The sequence below is a fragment of the Halarcobacter mediterraneus genome (assembly GCF_004116625.1).
GTDB classification, from domain to species: domain Bacteria; phylum Campylobacterota; class Campylobacteria; order Campylobacterales; family Arcobacteraceae; genus Halarcobacter; species Halarcobacter mediterraneus.
In genome coordinates this window covers 1-563 of record NZ_NXIE01000017.1, presented here as the reverse complement: position 1 = coordinate 563, position 563 = coordinate 1, and the positions used below count along the sequence as shown (strand labels likewise).

The following is a 563-nucleotide window of genomic DNA, read 5'->3' as shown; positions in this document are numbered from 1 at the left end:
TATTGACAGAGCTTGTGAAATCTTTGATTGTAAATTTGCAAATGTTCAACCTCATTCAGGAAGCCAAGCTAATGGTGCAGTTTATGCAGCATTATTAAAAGCTGGTGATAAAATCTTAGGTATGGATTTATCTCATGGTGGACACTTAACTCATGGTTCTAAACCTTCATTTTCTGGTAAAAACTATTCTGCATTTTATTATGGTGTAGAACTAGATGGTAGAATCAACTATGACAGAGTATTAGATATAGCTAAGATTGTTCAACCAAAAATCATTGTATGTGGTGCTTCAGCTTATGCAAGAGAAATTGATTTTAAAAGATTTAAAGAAATAGCTGATGAAGTAGGAGCTTTTCTTTTTGCTGATATTGCACACATTGCAGGTTTAGTTGCTGCTGGTGAGCATATGAGTCCATTTCCTTATGCAGATGTTGTTACTACTACAACTCACAAGACTTTAAGAGGTCCTAGAGGTGGTATGATTATGACTAATGATGAAGATATTGCTAAAAAAATTAACTCTGCTATTTTCCCTGGATTACAAGGTGGACCATTAGTACATG

General features: G+C 34.5%; 1 protein-coding gene. It reads left to right on the top strand.

Annotated features, from left to right (window positions below):
• Nucleotides 1–563 (top strand): DegT/DnrJ/EryC1/StrS family aminotransferase (locus CP965_RS14000; protein ID WP_206732310.1); only part of this gene is annotated, 563 nt, incomplete at both ends.